General features: G+C 39.7%; 20 protein-coding genes. 19 read left to right on the forward strand and 1 reads right to left on the reverse strand.

The features are described from left to right. Positions 1 to 159: 159 nt before the first annotated feature. The 10 genes from CDZ88_RS06190 to CDZ88_RS06235 all read left to right on the forward strand — a co-directional run bounded on the left by CDZ88_RS06190 (position 160) and on the right by CDZ88_RS06235 (position 8,350). A complete protein-coding gene (locus CDZ88_RS06190; RefSeq protein ID WP_157796489.1) occupies positions 160 to 1,152 on the forward strand; it encodes a hypothetical protein in 993 nt (330 codons plus the stop codon). 107 nt (positions 1,153 to 1,259) lie between these two features. Next, the gene (locus CDZ88_RS06195) at positions 1,260 to 2,516 is read left to right on the forward strand and encodes a tetratricopeptide repeat protein (protein ID WP_232718577.1); all 1,257 of its coding nucleotides are present in this window, start codon (positions 1,260 to 1,262) and stop codon (positions 2,514 to 2,516) included. Between the two features lie 136 nt (positions 2,517 to 2,652). Then, complete coding sequence (locus tag CDZ88_RS06200) at positions 2,653 to 3,201, forward strand: ReoY family proteolytic degradation factor (protein WP_100372716.1); 549 nt, start codon at positions 2,653 to 2,655, stop codon at positions 3,199 to 3,201. Between the two features lie 132 nt (positions 3,202 to 3,333). Beyond that, on the forward strand, positions 3,334 to 3,795 hold the full coding sequence (locus CDZ88_RS06205) for a YpiF family protein (protein WP_100372717.1): 462 nt from the start codon (positions 3,334 to 3,336) through the stop codon (positions 3,793 to 3,795). A gap of 140 nt (positions 3,796 to 3,935) precedes the next feature. Further along, on the forward strand, positions 3,936 to 4,433 hold the full coding sequence (locus CDZ88_RS06210) for a QcrA and Rieske domain-containing protein (RefSeq protein WP_100372718.1): 498 nt from the start codon (positions 3,936 to 3,938) through the stop codon (positions 4,431 to 4,433). Positions 4,434 to 4,448: 15 nt separating this feature from the next. Continuing rightward, positions 4,449 to 5,120, forward strand: a complete 672-nt coding sequence (gene qcrB / locus CDZ88_RS06215; protein ID WP_100372719.1) for a menaquinol-cytochrome c reductase cytochrome b subunit — start codon at positions 4,449 to 4,451, stop codon at positions 5,118 to 5,120. An 89-nt stretch (positions 5,121 to 5,209) separates the two neighbouring features. After that, positions 5,210 to 5,992: a menaquinol-cytochrome c reductase cytochrome b/c subunit gene (locus tag CDZ88_RS06220; protein ID WP_100372720.1), complete on the forward strand. Its 783-nt coding sequence runs from the start codon at positions 5,210 to 5,212 to the stop codon at positions 5,990 to 5,992. A 95-nt stretch (positions 5,993 to 6,087) separates the two neighbouring features. Beyond that, positions 6,088 to 6,687: a lipoprotein heptaprenylglyceryl N-acetyltransferase LhaT gene (locus CDZ88_RS06225; RefSeq protein WP_100372721.1), complete on the forward strand. Its 600-nt coding sequence runs from the start codon at positions 6,088 to 6,090 to the stop codon at positions 6,685 to 6,687. A 71-nt stretch (positions 6,688 to 6,758) separates the two neighbouring features. Beyond that, positions 6,759 to 7,550: a sporulation protein YpjB gene (ypjB, locus tag CDZ88_RS06230; RefSeq protein ID WP_100372722.1), complete on the forward strand. Its 792-nt coding sequence runs from the start codon at positions 6,759 to 6,761 to the stop codon at positions 7,548 to 7,550. A gap of 122 nt (positions 7,551 to 7,672) precedes the next feature. After that, the gene (locus CDZ88_RS06235; protein WP_100372723.1) at positions 7,673 to 8,350 is read left to right on the forward strand and encodes a zinc metallopeptidase; all 678 of its coding nucleotides are present in this window, start codon (positions 7,673 to 7,675) and stop codon (positions 8,348 to 8,350) included. A 36-nt stretch (positions 8,351 to 8,386) separates the two neighbouring features. On the opposite strand, the gene CDZ88_RS06240 is transcribed toward CDZ88_RS06235, so the two are convergent. Then, positions 8,387 to 9,259: a YitT family protein gene (locus tag CDZ88_RS06240; RefSeq protein ID WP_198507825.1), complete on the reverse strand. Its 873-nt coding sequence runs from the start codon at positions 9,257 to 9,259 to the stop codon at positions 8,387 to 8,389. Positions 9,260 to 9,441: 182 nt separating this feature from the next. Between CDZ88_RS06240 and CDZ88_RS06245 the strand changes: the two genes are divergently transcribed. From CDZ88_RS06245 to panC, 9 genes are all read left to right on the forward strand, one after another. After that, on the forward strand, positions 9,442 to 9,786 hold the full coding sequence (locus CDZ88_RS06245; protein WP_100374612.1) for a nucleotide pyrophosphohydrolase: 345 nt from the start codon (positions 9,442 to 9,444) through the stop codon (positions 9,784 to 9,786). Position 9,787: 1 nt separating this feature from the next. Then, positions 9,788 to 10,588, forward strand: a complete 801-nt coding sequence (gene dapB / locus CDZ88_RS06250; protein ID WP_100372725.1) for a 4-hydroxy-tetrahydrodipicolinate reductase — start codon at positions 9,788 to 9,790, stop codon at positions 10,586 to 10,588. Between the two features lie 13 nt (positions 10,589 to 10,601). Then, entirely contained in the window at positions 10,602 to 11,018 is a 417-nt protein-coding gene (locus CDZ88_RS06255) for a methylglyoxal synthase (protein WP_100372726.1), read from the forward strand. Next, positions 11,011 to 11,730, forward strand: coding sequence for a bacillithiol biosynthesis deacetylase BshB1 (bshB1, locus tag CDZ88_RS06260; protein ID WP_100372727.1), 720 nt, complete (start codon positions 11,011 to 11,013; stop codon positions 11,728 to 11,730). The genes CDZ88_RS06255 and bshB1 overlap by 8 nt, the downstream gene beginning before the upstream one ends. Then, entirely contained in the window at positions 11,727 to 12,863 is a 1,137-nt protein-coding gene (bshA, locus tag CDZ88_RS06265; protein WP_100372728.1) for an N-acetyl-alpha-D-glucosaminyl L-malate synthase BshA, read from the forward strand. The genes bshB1 and bshA overlap by 4 nt, the downstream gene beginning before the upstream one ends. A gap of 28 nt (positions 12,864 to 12,891) precedes the next feature. Next, complete coding sequence (locus CDZ88_RS06270; protein WP_157796490.1) at positions 12,892 to 14,034, forward strand: CCA tRNA nucleotidyltransferase; 1,143 nt, start codon at positions 12,892 to 12,894, stop codon at positions 14,032 to 14,034. Next, a complete protein-coding gene (locus tag CDZ88_RS06275; RefSeq protein ID WP_100372730.1) occupies positions 14,031 to 15,008 on the forward strand; it encodes a biotin--[acetyl-CoA-carboxylase] ligase in 978 nt (325 codons plus the stop codon). The genes CDZ88_RS06270 and CDZ88_RS06275 overlap by 4 nt, the downstream gene beginning before the upstream one ends. A gap of 271 nt (positions 15,009 to 15,279) precedes the next feature. Continuing rightward, positions 15,280 to 16,113 (forward strand): 3-methyl-2-oxobutanoate hydroxymethyltransferase, encoded by an 834-nt coding sequence (gene panB, locus CDZ88_RS06280; protein ID WP_100372731.1) that lies wholly within the window; start codon positions 15,280 to 15,282, stop codon positions 16,111 to 16,113. 2 nt (positions 16,114 to 16,115) lie between these two features. Further along, positions 16,116 to 16,970, forward strand: a complete 855-nt coding sequence (panC, locus tag CDZ88_RS06285) for a pantoate--beta-alanine ligase (protein WP_100372732.1) — start codon at positions 16,116 to 16,118, stop codon at positions 16,968 to 16,970. The last annotated feature ends 2 nt before the right edge of the window (positions 16,971 to 16,972 follow it).

Genomic DNA, 16,972 nt, shown 5'->3' on the forward strand with positions numbered 1-16,972 from the left:
GAGTGGAGAGAAACCATACGCTACCTTTATTATATCGATCCTATAAAATTAGTCAACACATATTTTAAATATTCTAAATATTAATTATGCAATTAACAGTTCTCATTTATCATCCTCACACATAGCTTGTCTATAAGTGATCGAACGTGGGGAGGGGCAATGGTGTACGTATTTGATGAATTGAAAAAAGTAGATGATCAATTTAATGATTCACGCTCTTATCTTGTTTCCGATGGAACGATTCGGTATATGAACAAAGAAATGAACAGGTGGAAGGGTTACAGAGTGAGTGGGAAGGGTTTTAGTATTCAAGCGGGACATGTGATGACTATGCCTAAAATGACGACCCCACTGAACGTATATCAGTTCAAGCAATATCAAAAAGAGCTCATATCTAAAGGTTGTACTACTTTGATTCATTTCTCAAAGGCTGACTATGAAAAGGATCTTTCTTACGCCATAAAAAGAGCTAAACATGAATGCATTAATAGCTCTCTTGATTATTTAGTTGCCCTTGAGATACCTTTAAGGCTACTCAGACCTACTGTAATTTCAACATGCAAAAGGTTAAAGGTTCCTTTATTAAAGATACACATCGATTCCATCCATGACTTCACAAGCGTAGAATGGGATCAAATTTCACAACGAATGCTCACTTATCCAATCGTACTAATCCCTATATTTAAAGAAATGAATGAAAAAAAGGAGCGTCAATATCTTGAGTTATGGAAATGGTTTTGTCAAAAATATCGAATTCAAACTGAAGCATTACCAGGAAATCAGGTAGGATGGTCCAAAAAAGCCCTTCAAAAAATAGGAGTAGCTCCATTAAAAGGTGAATTACTCGTATCAAGTGATTTTGATTACCAACTTTTTCATCAGAATCAATCTGTAGGATGTACAATAGAAAATGAACAAGGTTTTTCACTTGAAGCACAGAGCAAACTTGATTATGATAAAAGAGAACCAAATATCGTTGGTTTACGTAATCGCCTACTAAAGGTTGAAAATACGGTTCATCTCTATCCAGGCTATGGTAGACAGATTCAATTCGCCTCGCCTAGGCGGTTTTTATCCATTGAAGAAGCTCCACTCATTGGGCATCTACATCGTGATATAAATTTGAATGCTCAATTGCCGTCATTCCTATGAATGGGGGTCTTCTTTTACTTCTGTGCAACTAAGTAGAATAAAGAAGGTTTTCATATTTATATAGAGAACGTGTAAGCGAGAGATATATGAAAGCCAGGAGGAAAAAAATGATGAGATTAATTCAAGAGGCAGTAAAAAAGATTGAAACAGGTGACATTGAAAAAGGTCTCGACTTGTTAAAGCAAGCTGAAAAACAAGCGGACCATGACCATAAATATGCTATTGCTGAAGTATATTATGAATTAGGGCATTTAAAAGAGGCAGAACGTATTGTTGAGGAGCTGCTCGCTCTTTACCCCGATGAAGGTAGTTTAATCGTTTTTTTAGCCGAAGTCATGATTGATGGAGATAAAGAGGACGAAGCGATTGAATGGCTACTTGAAATCAAACAAGGTGACAACGCCTACCTACAGGCACAGCTCTTACTGGCCGATCTCTATCAAATGCAATCCTTAGACGAAGTAGCAGAACAAAAGTTATTAGCCGCTGTTGAGGCGGCTCCTGACGAAGTTATCATTTCTTATGGATTAGGTGAGTTTTATTTAGAACGCGGGGATTACAATAAAAGTATCCCTTATTTCAAAAAAGCTGTTCACAGGCAAGACGAATTACCTGGATTACATGTTGAATTAAAGATGGCCGAAGCGTTTAGTGCGAGTGGTCAATTTGAAGAGGCTTTGCAATATTATCAGCGTGGATTAGCGAACCACTTAGATCCCCATGCTTTATTTGGATATGGTTTCACGGCCTATCAGGTAGGCGATATGTCTCTTGCGATTGAGCAATTAGAAGCATTAAAAGCTCTTGATCCAGACTTTTCGAGTTTGTATCCGTATTTAGCTAAAGCTCTTGAGACAGAAAATCGATTAGACGACTCAATGGAAGCGCTCAAAGCTGGAATGTCAGTTGATGAATATAATGAGCAATTGTATATTTTAGCTGGAAAACTTTCGTTTAAGCGTCAAGCGCCAGAAGAAGGAGAGCACTACCTCCGAAAAGTGATTGCCCTAAACCCTTCAAATATGGAAGCTGTGCAAACATTAGCTGCGTATTTAAAGCATACGGAACAATTCGAATCGTTGGCTGAACTCATTGAACACACGAAATCATACGGAGAAGTTGATCCGTTATTAACGTGGTATGAAGCGTCTGCTCTTCGCGAAATGGAAGAGTTTGATGTAGCGCTAGAACGATTCGATGAAGTGTCGACTCACTTTAATGAAGACGAGGATTTCCTCTATGAGTATGGAATGTTTTTAGTGGAAGAAGGCTTACGTGAACATGCTAAAAAGACGTTTGAATCTTTATTAAAACAAAACCCATCTCGTTCAGATGTAAGAGAGTTGATAACAAATCTTGAATGATGTTAAAAACTTCGATAAAAACAAGGATTATTCAAATGGATGGCGAATTAACTAAGACAAACATTAGTAAGTTTATGTATGGGTTACTCAGGGGCATGGAAAGCTAAGAACTGATATACACGAAGGAGGATGGAGCATGGGCAGCATCATTCCAATAGTGGAAAAAAAAGAGTTTTTGCGTGGATTTCTGCAACATTATGAATTAAAACGAAGAGAATGTGCGTGGTTGTTGAACTATTTAATGAGTGATGATGAGCTGATGGAGCGGGTACATTTTGTTGAACGTGCAGCACAAACACCGAAAGCGTTAATTATTTCTGCCACAGGTGTTGAAACCGTTCCTTTTTCTTTCCACAAATTTAAGCATGTGACAACTGATGCGGAAAAAGCTTTTCATGATATTCGTTTGAATCAAACCGAAGATGTCTATATCGAACTTCACTTTAACAATCCAAAAATGTATCCACCATACTTAGCCGTGCTAGAGGATAATCCGTACTTACCAGAAAATGAAGAAATTGCTCAAGCTCATCAACAAATTGCAGAAGACCTGTTAGAGAAATCGCTCAAGACATTTAGACTCCAACAACTAAGAAAAGACATTGATAATGCGTTAGATGGTAAGGATTTTGAAACATTTATTCAATTATCCAATGATTTAAAAGAACTAGAAATAAAGAAATAATTGAAGACCAAAGGGTAGGCATGGCATACTCCTTTGGTCTTTTTTTGTGACGGAACAAAGGAAAACATTGTCTTACTCAAGGAGAAACGGTAGAATGGCAAATGAGAAAAAGATAACCACTGGGGTGAGATCATGAAATGGCAAGCAAAAGAAATGGACAGGTATTTACAAGCAAAAGAGTATGTAGACACGGCAATTATTCCTTTGATTCCTGTGTCATGGCAAAAAGACGAGAAAACAACTGTGGCTATGGGGGAATTTATTTCGATCATTAGTATAGAGCTAGAGCGACAATTTCAAGGGAGAGTCGTCTTATTCCCAGCGTTCACTTATTTAAATGAAGAAAAGGATCAAGCTGGAAAGACACGATTAAAAAACTGGTCAGACGAGTTAAAGTCTGGTGGGATGAAACATGTGATCTATGCGACGTCAGATAGCTGGTGGAAGACCGTAGAAAACGAACTAGATGACTGGTTAATCTGGTTGCCAGCAGTTCCTCTTGAGCATCTCTCACAAGATAATAAGCGTGAAGTAATTAATCAGCAAATTAATCAACTCGTACCGATTATGACAAACAAGTGGCAAAACGGTTAACGTGTTAAAATCGACTCGTTTTGACCTTTGAAACAATTGACAGAGACTAGCCATTAAGCTATCATTGGTATGTCCTAGTATTATATGTGTTTAACTATGCCCGAGAAGGGTCTATTTTATAGCGTTAGGGGGGAAAACTAGTGAGCGAAAAAGACCACAAAGTTTCAAGACGACAATTTTTAACGTACACGCTTACAGGTGTTGGTGGATTCATGGCTGCGGGAATGCTAATGCCAATGGCACGATTTGCCCTCGATCCAGCGTTAAAAGCTGGTGCTGAATCAGATTTCGTGTATGTATGTGATCTTGAAGAATTGAATGAAGATCCACAAAAATTTTCGTTCAATTTTGATCAAGTAGATGGATGGTATGAGTCAGAAGTATCGCGTGAAGCGTATATCTTCATGAGAGACAATACGGTAACAGCGCTTTCACCTATCTGTACACACTTAGGCTGTACTGTGGCCTTTGGTACCCAAGAGAGTCATCCAGACCGTTTCTACTGTCCATGTCACTTTGGAATGTTTGATAAAGAAGGTATCAACATTGCAGGAACTCCACCACAACGTCCACTTGATGTGTATGACGTGATGGTTGAGGACGGAAAAGTATACTTAGGTCAAATTAATCAGCGATAAGGAGGGGCGTAATCGATGCTTCAAAAAATTTATGACTATGTTGATGATCGTCTTGATATTACGCCCATGTGGCGAGATATTGCTGACCACGAAGTTCCTGAGCATGTTAACCCTGCTCACCACTTCTCTGCGTTCGTTTACTGTTTTGGAGGATTAACTTTCTTCGTTACAGTGATTCAAATCTTATCTGGTATGTTCTTAACGATGTACTATGCACCAGATATTATCAACGCTTATCAATCAGTAGCTTACTTACAAAATGAAGTAGCTTTCGGTGTCATCGTACGTGGGATGCATCACTGGGGAGCTAGTTTAGTAATTGTTATGATGTTTTTACACACGTTACGTGTATTCTTTACAGGTTCATATAAGAAACCTCGTGAATTAAACTGGGTTGTTGGCGTACTTATTTTCTTCGTTATGCTTGGTCTAGGCTTCACAGGTTACTTACTTCCTTGGGATATGAAAGCTTACTTTGCGACTGTTGTAGGTTTGCAAATTGCTGAGAGTGTTCCCATTATTGGTAATTTCGCGAAAACATTGCTTGCAGGTGGAGAAGTCATTGGTGCTCAGACACTTACTCGATTCTTTGCGATTCATGTGTTCTTCTTACCAGGTGCACTCCTTGGCTTACTAGCGGCTCACTTCTATATGATCCGTAAACAAGGTATCTCTGGTCCATTGTAGGATTTACGAACTGGTGTGTTTGAAAGAACGAATGTGATTTGGCTTTTAGACACCCTCTTAATGTGATAACTAAAAAAGGAGGGAACGAGATGGAACGTGGTAAAGGAATGCAATTTGTCGGTGACTCCCGTGTCAAGGCAAATAATCGCAAACCTAATATTCCTAAAGATTACTCAGAGTACCCAGGTAAAACAGAAGCGTTCTGGCCTAACTTTCTCTTAAAAGAGTGGATGGTTGGTGCGGTCTTCTTAATGGGTTATCTATGTTTGACTGTTGCTCACCCAGCGCCTCTTGAGCGTATGGCTGACCCAACAGATGCTGGATACATTCCATTACCTGACTGGTATTTCTTGTTCATGTATCAATTACTTAAATACCAATATGCTTCTGGTGACTTCAATGTAATTGGAACAGTGGTTATCCCGGGTCTTGCTTTTGGTGCGTTATTAATCGCTCCTTGGTTAGATACTGGTAAAGAACGTCGTCCGTTAAAGCGTCCAATCGCTTCTAGTATGATGATCTTAGCTCTTATTGCAACAATCTACTTAACTTGGGAATCTGTTGACCAGCATGACTGGGAAGCGGCTGCTGAGCAAGGTGCGATTGTAGAAGAAGCTGACATTAATACAGATGTTGAAGGGTATGCGATTTACTCTAGTCAAGCGTCTTGTATCGGTTGTCATGGTGATACAATGGCGGGTGGCGCTGGTGGTCCATCACTCCTAGAAACAGAGAAATCTGCTGAGGAAGTAATGGATGTTATTGTTAATGGTATTGGTTCAATGCCAGCTGGGTTATTTGATGGCACTGATGAAGAGCTTGAAATTCTAGCTGAATACATCGCTGCTCACGGTAATCCTGAAGAAGAATAAGGTTTGTACCTAGAAGGAAAGCTGACTATTACAGTCAGCTTTTTTCTTACCTTAAGATCGAAAAGAGATAACATGAGTGAAAGGAATGCCGTAAAGTGAAAACTCAAATACTTACTCTATTTGGACACCGACTAACCATCATTTTAATGTTATTGATCAATATTCCTGGAACCATTTATGGTTTTGTATGGTACGGATCGCAACTCGAGCGCACTCCAACTCATTTCATTCTGTTTGTTCCGGATAGTCCCACGGCTAGTTTATTCTTCGTTTTTGTATTGATTGCATTCTTAATGAAACGAAATTGGCCCTTGATCGAAGCTTTTGCCGCTGTGACATTAATTAAATACGGGATTTGGGCAGTTGTTATGAATCTTGCTTCCTTTGGTTTTGGAGCAACGCCTCATTGGACCAATTATATGCTGATTGTCTCTCATGCGGGAATGGCACTTCAGGCGGTTATCTATGCTCCTTATTTTAGGATTAAACCGTGGCATTTGATTGTAGTTTCCATTTGGACGCTTCATAATGACATCATAGATTATGTGTACATGATGCACCCTGGCCTTCATCCAAATATGATGGCAAATATAACAGAAGTAGGATATTTCACATTTTGGTTAAGTATCTTTTCTATATTGGTGGTTTATATCCTATGTGTTAGAAGCCAGTCGTATAAGCTAAAGATCTTATAAAAGAACTTGTCTCTTTTTTGGTCTACTCAATCTTACTTCTTCATAGGATGAGGTAAGAAGGGGGGACAAACATGCGCCAAGTTTTTGTACTTATCTTAAGTTTTTGTATCCTATTTGGATTAAATGGGGTTGGGCATGCTACAGAAGTGAATGGACAACATACATGGAAAGACTTAAATCAAACGACAGATCAAGTATTGCAGCTTGTGAAGCAAGAAAAGTTTGAAGAGGCTAAGCAGTTGCTCGATTATTTTTCAGACAGTTTTGTCGAGCTTGATTTCAAACAAGAGGGTTTAACCATGAATGAAATGAGGACAATCACTCTTGCATTTGAATCGGCCGTTGAAGCCGTTACTAGTTCAGACTTAGCATTAGACCAACGAATTTATGCTGTCACTTCTTTTCGTTTAGCGGTTGATGCGATCTCGAGTGAGCATCATCCTTTGTGGCTGCAGTCGGAACAGTCCATTATGCAAGGTTTACATGCAATTAAAGAAGAGTATAGCAATCATAATAACCAAGCACTTCAGCAACGTATGAACACTTTTTTACGACATTATCAAATGATCCGTCCGGCACTCTTAATTGATTTAGAACCTCAAACACTTCAGCAATTGGAGTCGCAAGTCATGTATCTCGATAGCTTGCGTATAGATGGTGTAAACACGGATAAAATTGTGACACATATTGAGCGAATGGAATCCGATTTTGGTAGGGTCTTTGAGCGTGTGAAAGAGGATAGTGCAGATCCTTCTTTACTATGGGTAATGTTTACGATCGGTGGGATGATCTTGTTGTCACTGTCATATGTTGGAGTGAAGAAATATCGAGCAGAAAAAAGCAAAGTACGAATGAAAGAATAAGTGATCTTCTCTGCTCCAAAGATAAGTGTAGGTAGCATCGAATTAGTATTTTTTTATTTGACTTTGTTTGATGTTTTACGTAGACTAAAATTAACTAGACTAGCACAGAGGTGGAACAAAAAATGGGTTTTTTGATTTATTTTATTTTGCTTCTCATCATACCATTATGGGCTCAGATGAAAGTGAAAAGTACGTACAAAAAATATTCACAAGTCCAATCCTCTTCAGGGATGACTGGTGCGCAAGTTGCTCGTAAGATTCTAGATGATAATGGTCTATATGATGTTCGAATTGAAGAGGTTAGAGGTAAGTTAACTGATCATTACGATCCGCGGTCAAAGGTTATTCGCTTATCTTCAGACAACTACCACGGGACATCCGTTGCGGGTGCAGCAGTAGCAGCGCATGAAGTCGGTCATGCAATGCAAGATGCTGAAGATTATGCGTTCCTTCGCATCCGTCATGCGCTTGTACCAATTGCTGGCTTCGGCTCAAATGCATCATTCTTTTTAATTTTAGCAGGTATTCTTATGGGTGCTTCAAATCTTTTATTATTAGGAATCGTATTCATGGCTGCAGCTGTGTTGTTCCAAGTGGTTACACTACCGGTTGAATTTAATGCAAGTAGTCGAGCAATGGGGCAAGTGGTATCAGTTGGTGTCATTCGTAACGATGAAGAACGGGAAACTCGTAAAGTATTAAATGCAGCAGCTTTAACTTATGTAGCAGCAGCACTTGTTGCCTTACTAGAATTAACTCGCTTCATTTTAATGTATGTTGGAATGAATAACGACGATTAATAAAAATGAGAGGATTCCATGGAATCCTCTCATTTTTTATAGTCCGATCGGCTTTTTGTTTTCATCGAGTGTGAAGCCTTCTCCAATCACGTCTTGTACATCATTTACGGTGACAAAAGCATGGGGGTCAATTTTTTCAACTAATGTTTTTAAACGAATGAGCTCATTTCGTCCGACTACACAGTAGAGGACTTCACGTTCTGAGCCTGTGAAACTGCCACGACCTTTTAATAATGTAGCCCCACGGTCCATCTCTTTCATGATTACATCAGCCATCATTGGTACTTGATCAGAGATAATAAAGCAAGCTTTGGCAGAATAAGCTCCCTGAATAATGAAATCAATTACTTTGGCAGCGACAAAAACAGCTAGCAATGTATACATGGCTTCCCGATAATTTAGGTAAATAAGAGATGAAGCGATAACTAATGCATCAAAAATAAACATCGTCTTCCCCATACTCCAACCTAAGTAACGAAAGCCAAGCTTGGCAATAATGTCAACGCCGCCTGTTGTCCCTCCGTAACGAAACACGATCCCAAGACCAACACCAATAAAAACACCTGCAAAGAGTGCAGCGAGTGTCATATCGTCATGTAGAGGAATGGCAACTACTTTGTATCGTTGGAATAGTTCTAAAAACACTGAAACTCCGACGGTTCCTATAATTGTATAAATAAAAGTAGTGCGACCGAGTATTTTCCAACCGATCAAAAACAACGGAATATTTAGTAGTAAGTTAGAGATAGCAGGGTTAAACGCAAAGATAAAATACAAAATCAGTGTAATTCCTGTAAAGCCACCGTCAGCTAAGTTATTTTCCATATTAAAATAAACGAGTCCAAATGATAAAATAGCACTACCAAGTAAAATAAGGATAATATTTTTCGTTTTAATTCGGTATGCCATCTTCAGCCTCCTTTCATTTACTTCCATTTTTGATCGATTAAGTGCATGATTATTATATAGAAACCATATAAGAAGAGCAACGTAAGAAGTAAGATTTGTCAAAATGGACTAGATTCGCTAACATGGATGTTGAGAGATCGTGAGGTGATAACGTGAGCAATGAAACAAAGAGTGATCTTTCGATGAATGATAAATCAATGAAAGAGATGCAACAGGAAGTTGATCAGTTTATCGGACAATTTAAAGAAGGATATTTTAGTCCACTAGCGATGCTTGCTTGCATGACAGAAGAAGTGGGCGAGTTGGCACGTGAAGTCAATCATTTTTATGGGGAAAAACCAAAGAAATCTTCTGAGGAAGAGCGAACAATGGAGCAAGAAATGGGTGATATCTTATTTGTACTCATTTGCTTTGCCAATTCATTACATATTGATTTAGAAGAAGCTTTTGATCTAGTTATGAATAAATTCGAAGTTCGTGACAAAGATCGCTGGACAAAAATTGAAGAAGACGGAGAGGGTAAATAAAATGAAACAAGTACATATTGTGGTAGCAGGACCACGAGGGAATATGGGTCGCGAAGCGGTAAAGATGATAAATGAGACAGGGAATTTCACATTAGTGGCCGTAGTAGATTCAAAAGGGGACGGGAAAACGGTTGCTGACTTAGAAGGTCTTCCTGCAGTGGATGCTCCAGTTTATACAGATATGGACCGTTGCTTTTCCGAAAAAGAAGTAGACGTCTTAATTGACTTAACGTCACCTGCTTTTGGCCGTAAGCATATGGAAATTGCGTTTAACCACGGGGTAAGACCGGTTGTTGGGACGACAGGTTTTACGGATGAAGATATTGATACGTTAAGAAAACAAGCCGAAGAGAAAGGGCTAGGTGCTATTATCGCTCCTAACTTTGCGATCGGTGCGATCTTAATGATGAAATTTTCACAAATGGCTGCGAAGTTTCTACCCGATGTGGAGATTATAGAACGTCATCATGACAGAAAGCTTGATGCCCCGTCTGGTACAGCAATCAAAACAGCGCAATTGATTTCTGAAGTGCGTGAGCAAAAAACACAAGGACATCCTGATGAGAAAGAAGAATTAAAAGGGGCGCGTGGTGCTGACTTTGAAGGGATGAAAATCCATAGTGTGCGTTTACCTGGATTAGTGGCTCATCAAGAGGTAATCTTTGGAGGAGAAGGACAGACATTAACGATCCGTCATGATTCAATGAACCGTGCCTCGTTCATGCCAGGAGTAAAGCTATGTGTTGAGACGGTACTCGGAATTGATACACTTGTCTATGGATTAGAAAATATTATTGAATAAAGGGGAGAGATCAATGAGGATTGCCTTGATCGCACATGATAAAAAGAAGGATCAAATGGTACAATTTGTTATTGCCTATGAACACATCCTCACAAAACACGAACTATATGGTACAGGTACGACTGGAACACGAGTAATGGAAGCGACTTCGCTTATAGTGACTCGATTTAAGTCCGGACCTCTCGGAGGAGATCAACAAATTGGTGCGTTAGTTGCTGAAAATAAATTTGATCTGATTGTGTTCTTCCGTGATCCACTAACAGCTCAGCCACATGAACCTGATGTCTCTGCACTTGTCCGTCTCTGTGATGTTCAAAATGTTCCACTAGCGACGAATTTAGGTACAGCGGAGGTTTTGATCAAAGGGCTAGAACGTGGAGACTTAAATTGGCGGGAAGAGCTAGATGAAGGGGAAAAAGAAAATGACTAAGCTTGATATTCTCGCCTTTGGGGCCCACCCTGACGATGTAGAGATCGGCATGGCTGGTGTACTCGCATTATATAGTCAAAAAGGATATAAAGTAGGGATTTGCAATTTAACCGAAGCGGAGCTATCGTCGAATGGGACCCCTAGCCAAAGGCAAAAAGAGGCGTCCATTGCGTGTGAAGTCATTGGTGCAGCAGAGAGAATTCAATTGAAGATGGGGGATCGAGCGCTTCGCTTTTTCACAGAAAGTGATCTGAATAAAATTGTTTCATTGATCCGCTACCATCAACCCAAAATTGTCTTTGCTCCCTATCATTTGGATCGCCATCCTGATCACGGAATGACAACAGAAATTATTAAAGAAGCCATTTTTAATAGTGGCATTCGCAATTATCAATGTGGATACGATTACCCCGCACATCGTGTACATGAATTTCACTTGTATATGATCAATGGCTACGTGCAACCTGATTTCGTTATTGATATCACTGCGGTAATGGACCTGAAAATAGAGGCGCTCTCTGCGTACCAGTCTCAATTTGAAAAACAATCTGATTCAGTCGATACACCACTCACAAATGGCTACATTGAAAAAGTAATAGCTCGAGAACGATTGTTTGGTAGTGAGGTAGGTGTCTCGTATGCAGAGGGGTTTAAAACAACGAAGCCTATGCTAGTCAAAGATTTACTCGAAATGAGTGAAGAGAAGCGATGAAATTAAAAATTGGAATCTGTTGTTATCCGACGGTTGGCGGTTCTGGAGTGATTGCTACAGAACTTGGGAAACTACTCGCAGAAAGAGGGCATGAGGTACATTTTATCACCTCAAGTGTGCCGTTTAGATTAGATCGAGTTTACCCTAATATTTATTATCACGAAGTGGAAGTCAACCAATATTCTGTTTTTCAATATCCACCCTATGATTTAACATTAGCAAGCAAAATGGCGGAAGTCGCTAAACGTCAAAAACTTGACCTTATTCACGTACATTATGCTGTTCCACATGCTATTTGCGCGATTTTAGCTCGCCAGATGAGTACACATGATTTTAAGATTGTCACAACATTACATGGTACCGATATTACAGTTCTCGGTTATGATCCATCCTTGCGTGAATTGATTCGCTTCGGAATTGAACAATCAGACCGAGTGACAGCGGTGTCTGATGATCTTGTCAAGCAAACTCAAGACTTAGTTCATACTTCAAAGCCAATTGATACCGTATATAATTTCATTGATGAACGAGTGTATCAAAAAACAGAAGTCAATGAATTGCGGCGTCATTATGGAATTGAAGAGGACGACAATGTATTGATTCACATTTCTAACTTTCGCCCTGTTAAGCGCGTAGGTGATGTGATTAAAAGCTTTGCATTAATTAATGAACAGCTAAAATCTAAGTTGTTATTGATTGGAAACGGTCCAGAATTAGCCGTTGCTAGGGAACTAGTGCGTGAGTTGACCCTTGAAGATCAAGTCTTATTTCTTGGAAACCAAAAGCATATTGCCGAATTATTATCGATGAGTGATGTGAAACTTCTTCTAAGCGAGAAGGAAAGCTTTGGATTGGTTGCTCTTGAGGCAATGGCGTGTGGGGTGCCAGTGATCGGAACAAAAACAGGGGGAATACCTGAAGTGATCACCGATGGGGAAAATGGCTATTTATGTGATGTAGGCGATGTCGAATGTGTAGCAAAACGAGCGATCGAACTTCTTTCTAACCGTCATTTACATAAAAATTTTGCAACTAATGCTGCAAAAAAAGTAAGGACTACATTCCATTCACACGGCATTGTTGAGCAATATGAAGCTATTTATCAAGAAGTACTAGATCAACCCTTAAAATAGTAAGCAAAAAGTAGGAATGAGGAATAGAATGAATCAATCAGTCATTCAAGCGGCAAAACCTGTGTTAAGGGAACTAGAGAATCACAATCACCGCGCCCACATTGTCGGTGGAGCGGTGAGAGATCTCTTATTAAACCGACCGATTGCTGACATTGATATTGTTACATCAGCTACAGCGGAACAAATCCAGGGTATCTTCCCAAAAACCTTTCGCATGAATAATCAACATCAAACCGTGATTGTTCGTCATAGAGGCGAGTTATTTGAAGTAACAACTGAGAGAAATGGAAGTCTCGAAAATGATTTACAGGCACGTGATTTCACGATTAATAGTATGGCGTTAAAAAGCAACGGGGATATTATCGACCCATTAGATGCTCAGTCCGATATTGAAAGAAAATGCATTCAATCAAATCAACCTGAGCACAGAATGACCGAAGATCCATTACGCATGCTACGTGCGATCCGTTTCATTAGTGATTTAGGATTTACTTGTGAAAGTGTCCTCTTACAAGTCATAAAAGGACAAGCACCGAAACTTCAAACGATTGCAATTGAACGTATCCTAAAAGAATTTTACAAGCTCGTTTGTGGAGAATTTCGAGAACAAGCTCTTAAAGTCCTTCTAGAAACCGAGCTATACAAGCATTGCCAAATGGATTGTTTAAATGAAAAAAGTATAAAGAACATCCAAACGCTACCCGTACTTGATGAGAGAAATGAACGATTGGTTTGGACGTTCCTTACTCAAGCATTAGGTCTTTCAGCTAATAGTGAATTAAAGGCCATGACTCGCTCTAATCAGCTCACAAAAGATGTGCGGCACCGCTTACTTGGTTTATCATTCCGCGATGAACATGAGTGGGATGTACAATCCCTTTATGCAGCTTCACTAGATGTGGCAAAAGATGTTGAGAAAATGAGATTCATGAAAGGACTTCGCTACATAAAGGATGAAACTTTGTTATCAATGTGGCGTAGTTTGCCCATTCATTCCAAACAAGAATTAAACGTTTCGGGTGTGGATCTCATGACTCATTTTAAAAAAAATCCAGGGTCTTGGTTAAAAAGCGATTTAGAGTGGGTGGAGCAAGAGGTTATTTGTGGAAACCTCTTGAACGAAAAATCGACGATTCTCCGTGCTCTAACAGAGAGGGGTAATAAACAATGAAAGAAAAGTTATTGAAAATATTCCTCGAGCATGAGGGAGAATACGTATCAGGTGAGAAAATCAGTCAAGAGTTAGGCTGCTCGCGTACAGCAATCTGGAAGCATATTGAGGAGCTAAGGAAAAATGGCTATCAACTCGATTCTGCGCCGCGAAAAGGGTACCGTATGATCTTTAAGGCAAACGGCATTCACACTCATGAAATAAAACAATATTTAAAGACTGAATTTCTAGGGCAAGAGTTGACGTATTTTGATGAAATTGATTCTACGCAATTTGTTGCACAGAAACTAGCGCAGAGTGGAGTCGAGGAAGGGCATGTCGTTGTAGCAAATGAGCAAACGGCTGGGAGAGGGAGGCTTGGACGCATATGGCATTCAAAGCCGAACTCAACAATTTCTATGAGCATTATTTTACGTCCGGAGTTGCCACCGCAAAAGACACCGCAACTTACATTGTTAGCAGCAGTAGCAGTTGTTCGCGCAATTAAAAAAAATACAGGACTATCATGTGATATTAAATGGCCAAACGATATTTTGCTCGGTGGTAAAAAATTAGTGGGAATACTAACTGAAATGCAAGCTGATCCTGATCTTGTTCATTCGGTTATTGTAGGAATTGGCATTAATGTTAATCAAGATGAGGACGATTTTGCTGATGATATTAAAGATATTGCGACCTCTTTAAAAGTGGCATCGAAACATACAGTCGATCGAGCGCGCTTAATTGCTGATTTATTAGCTGAATTTGAATGGCTCTATCAACAATATATTAATGAGGGCTTTGGTATGATTCGACCATTATGGGAATCGCATTGCATTAGTGTCGGAACGAACATTTATGCACGAACAATGAAAGAAGTGATCTACGGCTATGCGAAAGGGATAACCGATGATGGTGTCTTGCTTGTTGAAGACGAAAAAGGAAAAGTCCATTCGATTTATTCTGCTGATATTGAAATTGATCCCTCTACGTAATCTTTTTCTGTTATACTTTTGTGGGAGGGCTGTATCTATATAGAGCGGCACCTCAACATGATCCAAAAGTGATGAATAAAAGGTTCTGCCTTGATCCTAAAAGGACTAGGACAGAGGGATTCAGTAACAAAATGCATAGATGCGGATGAGCGATTGTTCATCTGATTGATTTCACATGCAAAAATCCTTCTTTAGTTATAATAGGGAAGGATTTTTTTGTGGGTTTATGCATTGTTAATGAAGCCCTCCTCTAAAAAAAGGAGGAAAAGACATGAAAACAACTGCAGATTTTAAAAAGATGAAGCAATCAAAAAATAAGATTGCGATGATGACCGCGTATGATGCGCCATCTGCGAGGCACCTCGAACAAGCTGAAGTGGATATGATTTTAGTAGGAGATTCACTAGGTATGGTCGTATTAGGGTATGATTCAACCATTCCTGTCACTATGGATGACATGGTCATGCATACGAAAGCAGTTAAGCGCGGGGCTACTAATACGTTTGTTGTGACGGACCTACCTTATTTAACGTATCACACCGACTTAATGGAAACGTTTAGCCACGCCAAGCGTTTAATGCAAGACGCCGGTGCGAATGCGATCAAACTTGAGGGCGCGGGTGATGTTATTACCACGATTGAAAAGTTAACGAACGCAGGAGTACCTGTCATGGGACACCTCGGTCTGACGCCGCAGTCGGTAGCTGTTATGGGCGGATACAAAGTTCAAGGCAAGGATATTGAAGCTGCAAGAAGTCTTCTGCACGATGCAAAGGCAATAGAGAAAGCTGGAGCCTTTGCGCTTGTGCTTGAATGTGTCCCAGAACAATTAGCTGCTTTAATCACCGAAGAGTTATCTATCCCTGTTATTGGCATTGGAGCTGGAGAAAAGACAGATGGACAAGTTCTCGTTTACCATGATGTCATTGGGTATGGTTCGATTCATGTGCCTAAGTTTGTTAAAGGCTATGCCGATGTATCCTCGGTCATTCAAACTGCGGTTAATCAATATGTAACCGAAGTAAAACATGTGCAATTCCCTGAAAAGAAGCACCAATTTACAATGAATGATGAAGTAATTGAACAGTTGTACGGAGGAGAATAGGCATGAATATAGTTAAAACCATTCACGACCTCCAAGAAAAGGTTACTTCTTTCAAAAATAAGGATTTGTCGATTGGTTTTGTTCCTACGATGGGGTACTTACATGAAGGTCATATAAGCTTACTTAAAGAAGCGCGTAATAATCATGATGTCGTCGTGTTAAGTATCTTTGTTAACCCTCTTCAATTTGGTCCAAATGAAGATCTTGATCGTTACCCTCGAGATTTCAATCGTGATGAAGAACTCGCACGAGAAGCTGGAGTAGATCTTCTCTTTTACCCTTCTGTAGAAGAAATGTATCCAGGTGAGTCTTCAATGATCATTCATGTGAAAGAAGGCGTTGATGTATTATGTGGGGCAAGCCGTCCCGGTCATTTTGATGGTGTTGCTACTGTTGTTATGAAGTTGCTTATGCTTGTGCAACCAGACCAAGCGTTCTTTGGACAAAAAGATGCTCAGCAAGTGGCTATCATTACCAATATGGTTCAAATGTTTAATGTTCCAGTAAAGATCGTTCCAGTTTCGACCGTGAGAGAAGAGGATGGACTAGCGAAAAGTTCTAGGAATGTTTATTTATCAGAGACTGAACGAAAAGAAGCACCGATTATTTTTCAGACACTTGAACGGGCGCGTGAAAAAATCAAAGCAGGAGAACACGATGGTTCTGTGATCGTCAATTTTGTTAAAGATGAGTTACGGCGCATGACGTTATCTGAAATTGATTATGTAGAATTAGTTAGTTACCCAGCTCTTCGACGTGTTGAAAAAATAGAAGAGACCGTATTGCTTGCTGTAGCATGTAAATTTAAACAAGCTCGCTTAATAGATAATTTTATTGTAACTAGGAGTGAATCATAAAA

Source organism: Bacillus sp. FJAT-45037 (genome assembly GCF_002797325.1).
GTDB lineage: Bacteria > Bacillota > Bacilli > Bacillales > Bacillaceae_D > Alkalihalophilus.

Coding starts and splice junctions, on each gene's coding strand:
- CDZ88_RS06190 (WP_157796489.1), top strand. CDS start 160: ATGGTGTACGTATTTGATGAATTGAAAAAAGTAGATGATCAATTTAAT.
- CDZ88_RS06195 (WP_232718577.1), top strand. CDS start 1,260: ATGATGAGATTAATTCAAGAGGCAGTAAAAAAGATTGAAACAGGTGAC.
- CDZ88_RS06200 (WP_100372716.1), top strand. CDS start 2,653: ATGGGCAGCATCATTCCAATAGTGGAAAAAAAAGAGTTTTTGCGTGGA.
- CDZ88_RS06205 (WP_100372717.1), top strand. CDS start 3,334: ATGAAATGGCAAGCAAAAGAAATGGACAGGTATTTACAAGCAAAAGAG.
- qcrB (WP_100372719.1), top strand. CDS start 4,449: ATGCTTCAAAAAATTTATGACTATGTTGATGATCGTCTTGATATTACG.
- CDZ88_RS06220 (WP_100372720.1), top strand. CDS start 5,210: ATGGAACGTGGTAAAGGAATGCAATTTGTCGGTGACTCCCGTGTCAAG.
- ypjB (WP_100372722.1), top strand. CDS start 6,759: ATGCGCCAAGTTTTTGTACTTATCTTAAGTTTTTGTATCCTATTTGGA.
- CDZ88_RS06235 (WP_100372723.1), top strand. CDS start 7,673: ATGGGTTTTTTGATTTATTTTATTTTGCTTCTCATCATACCATTATGG.
- CDZ88_RS06240 (WP_198507825.1), bottom strand. CDS start 9,259: ATGGCATACCGAATTAAAACGAAAAATATTATCCTTATTTTACTTGGT.
- CDZ88_RS06245 (WP_100374612.1), top strand. CDS start 9,442: ATGAATGATAAATCAATGAAAGAGATGCAACAGGAAGTTGATCAGTTT.
- dapB (WP_100372725.1), top strand. CDS start 9,788: ATGAAACAAGTACATATTGTGGTAGCAGGACCACGAGGGAATATGGGT.
- CDZ88_RS06255 (WP_100372726.1), top strand. CDS start 10,602: ATGAGGATTGCCTTGATCGCACATGATAAAAAGAAGGATCAAATGGTA.
- bshB1 (WP_100372727.1), top strand. CDS start 11,011: ATGACTAAGCTTGATATTCTCGCCTTTGGGGCCCACCCTGACGATGTA.
- bshA (WP_100372728.1), top strand. CDS start 11,727: ATGAAATTAAAAATTGGAATCTGTTGTTATCCGACGGTTGGCGGTTCT.
- CDZ88_RS06270 (WP_157796490.1), top strand. CDS start 12,892: ATGAATCAATCAGTCATTCAAGCGGCAAAACCTGTGTTAAGGGAACTA.
- CDZ88_RS06275 (WP_100372730.1), top strand. CDS start 14,031: ATGAAAGAAAAGTTATTGAAAATATTCCTCGAGCATGAGGGAGAATAC.
- panB (WP_100372731.1), top strand. CDS start 15,280: ATGAAAACAACTGCAGATTTTAAAAAGATGAAGCAATCAAAAAATAAG.
- panC (WP_100372732.1), top strand. CDS start 16,116: ATGAATATAGTTAAAACCATTCACGACCTCCAAGAAAAGGTTACTTCT.